11 protein-coding genes and 1 pseudogene are annotated in these 8580 nt (G+C 59.3%); 9 read left to right on the top strand and 3 right to left on the bottom strand.

The window, feature by feature from the left end:
• Window positions 1-221: pseudogene (locus ABYT07_RS16975) on the bottom strand (hypothetical protein); the annotation flags it as partial.
• Between the two features lie 149 nt (window positions 222-370).
• Between ABYT07_RS16975 and ABYT07_RS16970 the strand changes: the two are divergent.
• The 5 genes from ABYT07_RS16970 (at window position 371) to ABYT07_RS16950 (ending at window position 4534) form a co-directional block, all read left to right on the top strand.
• Window positions 371-1150 carry an SDR family oxidoreductase gene (locus ABYT07_RS16970; RefSeq protein ID WP_372993222.1) on the top strand — a complete coding sequence of 260 codons (780 nt, stop codon included), beginning with the start codon at window positions 371-373 and terminating at the stop codon, window positions 1148-1150.
• Window positions 1151-1328: 178 nt separating this feature from the next.
• A complete protein-coding gene (locus ABYT07_RS16965) occupies window positions 1329-2687 on the top strand; it encodes a sodium:proline symporter (protein ID WP_372993221.1) in 1359 nt (452 codons plus the stop codon).
• A gap of 44 nt (window positions 2688-2731) precedes the next feature.
• Window positions 2732-3817, top strand: coding sequence for an ABC transporter ATP-binding protein (locus ABYT07_RS16960; RefSeq protein ID WP_372993220.1), 1086 nt, complete (start codon window positions 2732-2734; stop codon window positions 3815-3817).
• 11 nt (window positions 3818-3828) lie between these two features.
• Entirely contained in the window at window positions 3829-4179 is a 351-nt protein-coding gene (locus ABYT07_RS16955) for a Lin0512 family protein (RefSeq protein ID WP_372993219.1), read from the top strand.
• Window positions 4172-4534, top strand: a complete 363-nt coding sequence (locus tag ABYT07_RS16950) for a Lin0512 family protein (protein ID WP_372993218.1) — start codon at window positions 4172-4174, stop codon at window positions 4532-4534. The genes ABYT07_RS16955 and ABYT07_RS16950 overlap by 8 nt, the downstream gene beginning before the upstream one ends.
• 42 nt (window positions 4535-4576) lie before the next feature.
• Here ABYT07_RS16950 and ABYT07_RS16945 read toward each other — a convergent pair whose 3' ends face one another.
• Window positions 4577-5215, bottom strand: a complete 639-nt coding sequence (locus ABYT07_RS16945; protein WP_372993217.1) for a helix-turn-helix transcriptional regulator — start codon at window positions 5213-5215, stop codon at window positions 4577-4579.
• A 209-nt stretch (window positions 5216-5424) separates the two neighbouring features.
• Between ABYT07_RS16945 and tatA the strand changes: the two genes are divergently transcribed.
• Genes tatA through ABYT07_RS16925 form a run of 4 tightly spaced genes read left to right on the top strand, consistent with a single transcriptional unit; the run spans window position 5425 to window position 8053 of the window.
• Entirely contained in the window at window positions 5425-5664 is a 240-nt protein-coding gene (gene tatA / locus ABYT07_RS16940; protein WP_372993216.1) for a twin-arginine translocase TatA/TatE family subunit, read from the top strand.
• Between the two features lie 6 nt (window positions 5665-5670).
• Window positions 5671-6345: a Sec-independent protein translocase protein TatB gene (gene tatB / locus ABYT07_RS16935; RefSeq protein WP_372993215.1), complete on the top strand. Its 675-nt coding sequence runs from the start codon at window positions 5671-5673 to the stop codon at window positions 6343-6345.
• Window positions 6342-7217 carry a twin-arginine translocase subunit TatC gene (tatC, locus tag ABYT07_RS16930; RefSeq protein WP_372993214.1) on the top strand — a complete coding sequence of 292 codons (876 nt, stop codon included), beginning with the start codon at window positions 6342-6344 and terminating at the stop codon, window positions 7215-7217. The genes tatB and tatC overlap by 4 nt, the downstream gene beginning before the upstream one ends.
• Window positions 7214-8053: an ATP-binding protein gene (locus tag ABYT07_RS16925; RefSeq protein WP_372993213.1), complete on the top strand. Its 840-nt coding sequence runs from the start codon at window positions 7214-7216 to the stop codon at window positions 8051-8053. Before tatC ends, ABYT07_RS16925 begins: the two co-directional genes overlap by 4 nt.
• Before the next feature lie 13 nt (window positions 8054-8066).
• Here ABYT07_RS16925 and ABYT07_RS16920 read toward each other — a convergent pair.
• Window positions 8067-8580 (bottom strand): murein hydrolase activator EnvC (locus tag ABYT07_RS16920; protein ID WP_372993212.1); only part of this gene is annotated, 514 nt, incomplete at its 5' end.

Genomic DNA, 8580 nt, shown 5'->3' with positions numbered 1-8580 from the left:
CCGATTTCCGTATCGGGCGCGATTTTGAAGTGACCGGGCGCGGGCGTCAGGATCGACAAACGGTGTTGGTCCGACAGGTACATCAGCTCGTAGACATCATCCAGCAGCAGTTCGGACGCGAATGACAGCGTATCGCCCATGTTCGCCCCGTCGGTCGCCTTGAAATGCGCTGCGCGGTAGACTGGAACGCTTTGAGGCGGAGCAGAGCGCGAAACCGTCATGTGCTGATAACCTTCGGGACAATATGAAAATCATTACCTGTCAGAATGAGATAGGAATGTGACAGGTTCGGGTCAAGCGTTGGGTCTTTTGCTGGCACAGGTCCATCCCGTAATGCTAGGTCATGTCCAACATGTAAGGGAGAATTACAATGGATCTGGGAATCAAAGGTAAACGCGCACTGGTTTGTGCATCCTCCAAGGGGCTGGGGCTGGGCTGTGCCGAAGCGCTGGCCGAAGCCGGGGTTGATCTGGTGATGAACGCGCGCGGTGCCGAGGCGCTTGAGGCCGCAGCCGAACATATCCGCCAAGACTACGGCGTCAATGTGATCACGGTGGTTGCCGATATCGCGACCGAAGCGGGTCAAAAGGCCGTGCTGGATGCTGTCGGCCAGATTGACATTCTTGTGAACAACGCAGGCGGACCGCCTCCCGGCATGTGGCATGATTGGGACCGCGAGGATTTCATCAAGGCGCTGGACGCCAACATGCTGGCCCCCATCGCGATGATCAAAGCGCTGGTGCCTGCGATGATGGATCGGGGCTGGGGCCGCGTCGTCAACATTACCTCGCAATCGGTTCGCGCGCCGATTGGTGTCTTGGGCCTTAGCAACTCGGCCCGCACGGGCCTGACCGGCTATGTGGCGGGGACCTCTCGGCAAGTGGCGGGCAAGGGCGTGACCATCAACAACCTGCTGCCCGGCATCCACGCCACCGACCGCGCCGATGCGCTGGACGGCAATGTGGTCAAGCAAAAGGGCATCACGCTGGAGGAGGCCCGCACCGAGCGCGCAGCGGGCATCCCGGCGGGACGCTATGGCACGCGACAGGAATTCGGCGCAGCCTGTGCGTTTTTGTGTTCGCAACACGCCGGTTTCATCGTCGGACAGAACCTGCTGCTGGACGGCGGCGCGACCAATCTGACGATGTAAGCACTGCCACGATAGGAATCGCCACAGCGGCACGGGCTTCATTCCGCAAGCCCGTGCCGCTTTGCCGTCGGCAATTGCTACAATAGATCACAATCGCGACAGGCAAAGGTTGTCCAGATGGCGTGGACCCCAAGCCTCGGCTACGTCTTGGTCAATTCTTAAACAAAGGTAGCCACGTATGAACCCCGTTATCCTGTTCGCTGTTTTTGGTGCCATCATCGTGGCCAGCCTGCTGGTCGCACCGCGCCGCGCCTCGATCGAGGGGTTCTTTGGCGGCATGACATCTGCGGGCCGTGCGCCCGGCCTTTGGACGCTTGTGCTAAGTCAGGTGACCACGTGGATTTTCGCACGCTCGCTGATGAACGCAGCCATTCTGGGCTACTACTACGGGATCGCGGGCACCTTGGCCTATGCTGCCTACTATGGGTCGTTCCTGACAGGGGGCTTTATCGTGGGCCGCCTGCGCGAGACGGGGTCGATGTCGGTCCAAGACTGGCTTGGCACGCGTTTCGGGGCTGCGGGCAACGGGTGCTACAATCTGGTGATCGCGCTGCGCCTTTTGTCCGAAGTGTTTGCCAATCTGCTGGTGGTGGGCCTGATTTTTAACGCCGTACTGGCAGGTAGCGGTACGGCTGCAATCTTGATCGTTGCCGTTGTCGGACTGGCCTATTCCGCGTGGGGCGGGCTGTCTGCGGCATTGCGCACGGATGTGTTGCAGATGGTGGTGTTTCTAATCGTCTTCGGCGTCGCGTTCGTATTTCTGGTCGCCAGCCCCGGTTTCGATCTGGGCGCAGTGGTCACGGCATCTGGCACAGCGGGCAGCTATAACGGCTGGGTCTTGCTGGTGGTGGCCTTGTTGCAGGTGTTCTCGTACCCCGCCCATGATCCGGTGATGATGGACCGCGGGTTTATCGCCGACAAGGATACGACGCGCCGGTCATTTATCCACGCATTCTGGATATCGACCCTGTGCATCATCGGCTTTGGCTTTTTCGGCATTCAGGCCAGCCTGACAGGTGCCGAATACGAGGGCGAATTGATTGGCACATGGGCCACCATGTTCCCCGCGTGGGTGTTTGGCGCGTTGATGATTTCGCTGCTGGTCTCGGCGCTAAGCACGTTGGATTCGGCACTGGCATCCGCCGCGCGGCTGGTGGTGGAAGAACTAAAACTGGCCCCGCGCAGTCTGAATGGCGGGCGCATTGTGATGCTGGGCTTTATGGTCGCAGGCACTGCTTTGACGCTTTGGGGCAATGCGACGTTGTTTGATGCGGTGGCCGTGTCCGGCACCGCGTCGATGTTCCTGACGCCTGTCTTGATCGTCGGGCTGGTATTGGGGCGGCAAATCGCGCTTTGGTCCTATTTCGTCGCGTTCGGGGCCGCAATGCTGGGGGCTGTTGCCTATTTCGGACGGGGATGGTCAACATTTGCGGCGATCCTGCCCGAGGGGCATAAATACGAACAGCTTCTGATGATCTGTGTCGTTGTTTTGGTCGCAGGATTTGCGGCGGTGCTTGCGGGCGCGCGGCGGGGCTGATAGCGGTCGTACCCGAGCGAATTGATCGGATAAGACTGTAGCCCATGACGGAAATCCAGCCTCGGCTTGAAATCAAACACCTCAAGCGCAGCTATGGCGGCCGCGCTGTCGTTGACGACGTGAGCCTGCGGATCATGCCGGGGCAGGTGACCTGTTTGCTGGGGCCTTCGGGCTGCGGTAAATCCACCACCCTGCGGATGATCGCAGGCGTCGAAATGCAAGACAGCGGCACGATCCATGTCGATGGCAGCCTGATCTGCGACACTGTTTTCCGGATCCCGCCTGAGCGGCGCGAGATCGGGTTGATGTTTCAGGACTTTGCGCTGTTCCCGCACCTAAGCGTGGCCGATAATGTGGGCTTTGGCCTCAAGACGGGCACCAAGGCAGAGCGGCGCGCGCGGGTTGAGGAATTGCTGGAACGGGTTGACCTGCTGCGCTTTATCGACGGCTACCCCCATCAATTGTCAGGGGGCGAACAACAACGTGTGGCACTGGCGCGTGCGCTTGCACCGCGCCCCAAAATCATGCTGATGGACGAGCCATTCTCGGGCCTTGATAACCGCTTGCGCGACGATATCCGCGACGAAACGCTTGGTATCCTCAAGGAGGAAGGCACTGCCGTCTTGCTGGTCACCCACGAGCCGGAAGAAGCGATGCGGATGGCCGATGAAATCGCACTGATGCGCGACGGCAAGATCGTCCAACAAGGCGCGCCGTATAACGTTTATACCCGCCCCATCGACCGCGCGTCGGTGGCGTTTTTCTCGGATGCGAATGTGTTGCGCGCCGAGGTGTCCGGTGCTTTGGCGCATACCCCATTTGGCCGGTTTCTGGCCCCCGGTGTGCCCGATGGCACGCAGGTCGATATCGTGTTCCGCCCCCAGCATGTGCGGATTGATTTTGACCGTGGCGGCAAGGGGCCGCTTCCGACGGCGACAGATGGCACGGCAGCGCGGGCCGTCGTGTCGCGGGCGCGGTTCATGGGCAATGAAAGTCTTGTGGAGTTCGTGATGGACCATGACGGCAGCAGTCTGCGCGCCACGGTACCCAACGTATTTTTGCCGCAACCCGGTGCGGTGATGTGGCTGACGATCCGGCGCGACCGCTGTTTCGTGTTTCCGGCAACCTGAAAGGGCATCTGATGCAGACATTGATGGTGGAATTCGGCATGGGGTCGTCGTTGCGCCGCGCCGATTATACGCAGGCCGCCGAACGCGCCGTGCGCGATGCGCTGTGGCATAATTCGATCAATCTGGCTGAGCTTTTCGACTTTGATAAATCAGCGATGAAGATCACGCTGGATGTGGGCGTGCAGCGGCCTGATCAGGTGGATGCAGAGGTGCTGCGGGCAGTGTTCCCTTATGGCGATGTCACAGTGAACGTGCAGCGGGGCGGCCTCGATGTGCCGCGCCCCGAGGGCGAGGGTAACCCGACGATCATGGCGAATGTGGCGCTGTCCGTGGCCTTTGATATGGAGCGGGCAGATGACTGAGCAGCGTATTATCATAGAAATGGGCATGGGCAATGATCTGCACGGCATGGACTATACCAAGGCCTGCGCCCGCGCGATCGAAGACGCGCTGCGGCATTCATCCTTGCCGTTGTTCGGGGTGCTGGACTTGGCCCATGATGCGATGCGTGTACAGGTGACTGTCGCGGTGCAGGAACCCGACTTGGTTGATATTGATGCGCTGGCGGCTAAACTGCCGCGCGGGCACGCGCAAGTGCGTGCGGTATTTGGCGGGTTGAATGTGCCCAGCGGGGACGAGGTGATTGTCGTCGCACAGGCCAGTGTCGAGGCGTTTTTGCCCAAGCAGAACGGCTGGCGGTTGCGGGACGCGTCGTAAAAGAGATTTAATGCCTTCGGCGAGGATTTTTTCCATTTGGAATTAGCCGCGCGGCGTGAAAAGTGCCGGCAAGGCGTCTGCATTTTCGATCAGGTCAAGGCGCAGGGACGTATCTTTGTTCTCGGTCTCGTCCCAGCCTTTCAGGATCCAGCTGCGCGCGTGATGTTCAAGTGACGCGGGATGCAGGATGAGACTGCGCAAGGTTTCGTCGGGGCTGTTATAGACAATCTTGAGCTTTTGGCGCGCACGGATCGCTGCGCGCAGGATCGGAAGATGCCCCATGCCGCGCGCTGCGTTGGCAAAGGGGTGTTCGATATGTTGCCAGTCGGCGGCCTGCTGCGCCCCCTCAAGCGGCAAGCATGCGTCGATTTTAGATGCCAGCGTGGCTGCGGCAGACTTTAGGTCGGGGTCGGTGGTTTCCAGCACAATTGCCAGCGCGAGTTGTAGGGCTTCGATTTCGGGGTCGGTCAAGGTCAGTGGTGGCAATGTGGTCGCCCGGTCAAGCCGATACCCGACACCGCGCGTTCCGGTCACGGGCACGCCTGACGACTGCAACCGCCCGATATCACGGTAGAGCGTGCGCAAGGACACGTTCTGCGCCGCGGCGAGATCTTCGGCGCGGTGCAGGTTATGGTCGCCCAGGGTTGTGAGCAGGGCAAAAAGGCGATCGGTGCGGCGCATAGGGCCTTTTTGCAGATGCCTGTGCAAACATCAATGATACTGTCAAAAATATGTCAGTTGTGGCCAACGCTAGCGCGCGGGGCCGAGAAACTGAATGCGGTAGGGGATTTTTGCGTGCTTTGCGCTTCAAGCTGCGCAGAGGCAGGCGTAGAAAAGTCGGGAATGGGGCGCCTAGACAGCGTCTGAATGATTTGTTTGTGGAGAAACTTATGCTAAACAATATTGGCCTTCCGGGTCTTCTGCTAATCGCCGTTGTTGTGCTGGTGCTTTTTGGGCGCGGCAAGATTTCCAGCCTGATGGGTGAAGTCGGCAAAGGCATCACCAGCTTTAAAAAGGGCATCAACGAAGGCGAAGAAGAGCAGAAGAACACCAACAGCGATGACACAGCCGAGCTGTCAGCCGATGCGCCAGCAGTGACGGACGTGAAGACCGACAAGGACCGGGTGTAACCGAACATGTTTGATTTGGGGTGGTCCGAGTTATTGATCATTGGCGTCGTCGCGTTGATCGTGGTGGGGCCAAAAGATCTGCCGATCTTGTTTCGCAAGGTGGGGCAGTTCGTGGGCAAGGCCAAGGGCATGGCACGAGAGTTCTCGAGTGCGATGAACGATGCGGCGGATGATACGGGCGTGCGCGAAATATCGTCGGGGTTGAACAAATCCCTCAAGGCAGCGACCAACCCGCTTGGGACGGCGATGGACGGTGTAAAATCAGCGACCAAATCGCTGACTGACATCAACCCCGATAGTGAGACCGGCAAATTGGCCGCTGAACGCGCAGAGAATGCGAAGAAGATGCAAGCCGTGCGCGAGCGCACCATCGCCGAGCGCAAGGAGCGTGAAGCGGCCGATGCGGTTGCGGCACCGGATGCCACCGTTGCCAAGGCTGATGCCCCTTCAAAACCAGCGGTCAAGAAGGCCCCTGCAAAGAAGGCCCCAGCGAAACAATCAGCTTCCAAAGGGGCTGCTGAAGCCAAGCCCGCAGTTCCCAAAAAGCCCGCAGCCAAAAAACCGGTCGCCCCTAAACCGGTCGCCCCTAAACCGGCTGCCCCTAAAGCTGCGGCACCCAAGAAACCGGCAGTCAAGAAAACTGCGGCGAAAAAGCCGGCAGCAAAGAAAAGTGACACATGAGCACCAGTGACGACATCGACGACAGCGCCGCCCCGCTGATCGAGCATTTGGCAGAGCTGCGGACGCGGCTGATCCATTCCGTGATCGCGTTTATCATCGGTATGGTGATCTGTTTTACGATCTGGAACCCGATCTTTAACTTTCTGACCCACCCTTTGTGTTCGGCCATGGCCGAGCGGGGACAAGAGGATTGCGGGCTGATCCTGATCAAGCTGCAAGAAGGTTTCTTTGTTGCGATCTCGATCTCGCTTTTGGGTGGGTTGGTGTTGGGGTTTCCCTATATCAGCTACCAGTTGTGGCGGTTCGTGGCACCGGGGCTGTACAAAAACGAAAAGGGCGCGTTCCTGCCGTTTCTGATTTCCAGCCCACTGATGTTCTTTCTGGGCGCGGCATTTGCCTTTTATGTCGTCACGCCGCTGGCGTTCGACTTTTTCCTTGGCTTCCAGCAGGCGGGCACGCTTGTGGGGGACGGCGACGGTGAAAACGGCATCGCGGCGATCGCGTTCCAAGGGTCTGCGCAAGAATACCTGAGCCTGACGATCAAATTCATTGTGGCCTTCGGGCTGTGTTTCCAGCTGCCTGTTCTGCTGACCTTGATGGGTAAGGCGGGCTTGGTCAGCGCCGAGGGCCTTGGCAACGTGCGTAAATATGCCGTTGTGGGGATCCTGCTTCTTGCTGCTTTGGTAACGCCGCCGGATGTGATCACGCAGGTGATCCTGTTCGTGGTTGTTTATGGCCTATACGAGATTTCTATCCTTCTGGTCCGCCGGGTTGAGACCAAACGCGAGGCAAAGCTGCGCGAAGAGGGATATTATGACGACGAAGATGAAGATCCGATGATGGCTGAATTCGACGAGGATGACCTCAAGTGATCGACGACCCCATGGACCGCATCGCAGCGGCGCTCGAGAGGATCTCTCCTCCGCCGCTGCAAGCACCTGATTTTGACGCGGCAGGCGCATTCGTCTGGCACACGGGGCCAGACCATCTGGCCCCGGTGCACAAGGTCAGCAAGGTCGACCTGGCTTTGTTGATCGGGGTGGACAGGGCGCGTGATACGCTGCTGGCGAATACCACCCAGTTCGCGGCGGGATTGCCCGCAAACAACGCCCTATTGTGGGGGGCGCGGGGCATGGGAAAATCCAGTCTTGTCAAAGCGGTACATGCCCATGTTCATGCGACCCACGGCAATCTGCGCATTGTCGAATTACAGCGCGAAGATTTGCCATCAGTGGGGCGTTTGCTGAACCTTTTGCGTCATGCGCCGCAGCGGTTTATCCTGTTTTGCGACGACCTGAGCTTTGGGCATGATGATGCTCATTACAAATCGCTCAAGGCGGTACTGGACGGCGGGATCGAAGGGCGGCCCGATAATGTCGTGCTTTATGCGACGTCAAACCGCCGCCATCTGATGCCCCGCGATATGATTGAAAACGAACGTGGATCGGCGATCAATCCTGCCGAAGCAGTCGAGGAGAAAGTCTCCTTGTCCGATCGCTTTGGTTTGTGGCTTGGGTTCCACCCCTGCGACCAGCAGCAGTATCTTGAGATGATCCACGGCTATTGCGATGCCCACGGTGTCAGCATTGATGACGATACGCTGTACGCCGAGGCGATTGAATGGCAGGCCACGCGCGGATCCCGGTCGGGGCGCGTGGCGTGGCAGTATTTCGTGGATCTGGCGGGACGCCGGGGCGTCACGCTGTAATCCTGCTCAAAGGCTAGTTCAGGTAAGGGGTCGGATCAACGCTGTCGAACCCGTTGCGTACCTCGAAATGAACGAATGCATCGTCGCCGGCACGCAGCTTGGCGATGGGTGCGCCTTTGGATACGCTGTCACCTTTGGCCACGCTGACATTGCTGACATTGGCATAGACCGTCAGCAGGTTGTCAGGATGGCGGATGACGACAATCGGGATGCCATCGGCGCTTTTGGTGATGGCGGCCACGGTCCCGCTGTCTGCCGCTTTGACGGCGGCCCCCGGTGTGCCTTTGATGTTGATGCCTTCGTTCTTGCCCTTGGAATAGGCGCGAATGATGCTGCCCTGAACAGGGGCGATCATGCGCCCGGTCGAGGTTGGCTTGGTTGTTTTTCCCACATCGGCCACGGGTTTCGTCGCGGCGGGGGCAGGTGCGCTTGCGGCTGGCGTGGGCGTTGTATCAACCGGCGGCAGCGGCTTGGCAGCACTGGGCGGGGTTGGCGTTGGCGATCCTGCCCCCGGCAGTGTGGCAGTT

It is taken from the genome of Sulfitobacter sp., from assembly GCF_041552635.1.
Classification (GTDB): Bacteria; Pseudomonadota; Alphaproteobacteria; order Rhodobacterales; family Rhodobacteraceae; genus Sulfitobacter.
The sequence above is the reverse complement of the archived record's forward strand: the minus strand, read 5'-3'. Positions and strand labels throughout refer to the sequence as shown.